The organism is Paenalicyclobacillus cellulosilyticus, from assembly GCF_014647315.1.
GTDB classification, from domain to species: Bacteria; Bacillota; Bacilli; order Alicyclobacillales; family Alicyclobacillaceae; genus Alicyclobacillus_J; species Alicyclobacillus_J cellulosilyticus.
On sequence record NZ_BMOY01000093.1, the window covers coordinates 1 to 817 of the forward strand.

At 67.4% G+C, this 817-nt stretch carries 1 protein-coding gene; it reads right to left on the bottom strand.

The features are described 5' to 3' along the window. Positions 1–817, bottom strand: an 817-nt coding sequence (gene groEL, locus IEX97_RS12925; protein ID WP_188883514.1) for a chaperonin GroEL, incomplete at both ends; no start/stop codon positions are given.

Below are 817 nucleotides of genomic sequence, written 5' to 3' on the forward strand. Positions count from 1 at the left end.
TGCCGCCGCCGGCCGGAGCCTTCTCCTTCTCCGGCTTGTCGGCCACCACCGCCTCGGTGGTCAGGAACAACGCCGCCACGCTCGCCGCGTTCTGCAGCGCCGTCCGCGTCACCTTCGCCGGATCGACGATGCCTGCGTCGATCATGTTCACCCACTCGCCGGTCGCCGCGTTGTACCCGAAACCGACCGGCTCCTTCTTCAGCCGCTCGACAATCACCGAGCCTTCCACGCCCGCGTTCTCGGCAATCTGCCGCACCGGCGCCTCCAGCGCCTTGCGCACCAGGTTCACGCCGGTCAGCTCGTCGCCCGTCGCCTGCACCTTGTCCAGCGCCGGAATGACGTTCACCAGCGCTGTACCGCCGCCGGACACAATGCCCTCTTCGACCGCCGCCCGCGTCGCGTTCAGCGCGTCCTCGATGCGCAGCTTCCGCTCTTTCAGCTCCGTCTCCGTCGCCGCGCCGACCTTGATGACCGCCACGCCGCCCGCCAGCTTCGCCAGCCGCTCCTGCAGCTTCTCGCGGTCGAAGTCGGAGGTCGTCTCCTCAATCTGCATCTTGATCTGCGCGATGCGCGCCTCAATCTCTTTCTTGTCGCCGTACCCGTCGACGATGATGGTGTTCTCTTTCTCCACGCGCACCTGCCGCGCCCGGCCGAGCTGCTGCAGCGTCGTGTTCTTCAGCTCCAGGCCCAGCTCCTCGCTGATGACCTGGCCGCCGGTGAGAATCGCGATGTCTTGCAGCATCGCCTTGCGCCGGTCGCCAAAGCCTGGCGCCTTGACCGCCACCGCCGTGAACGTGCCGCGCAGCTTGTTGACCAC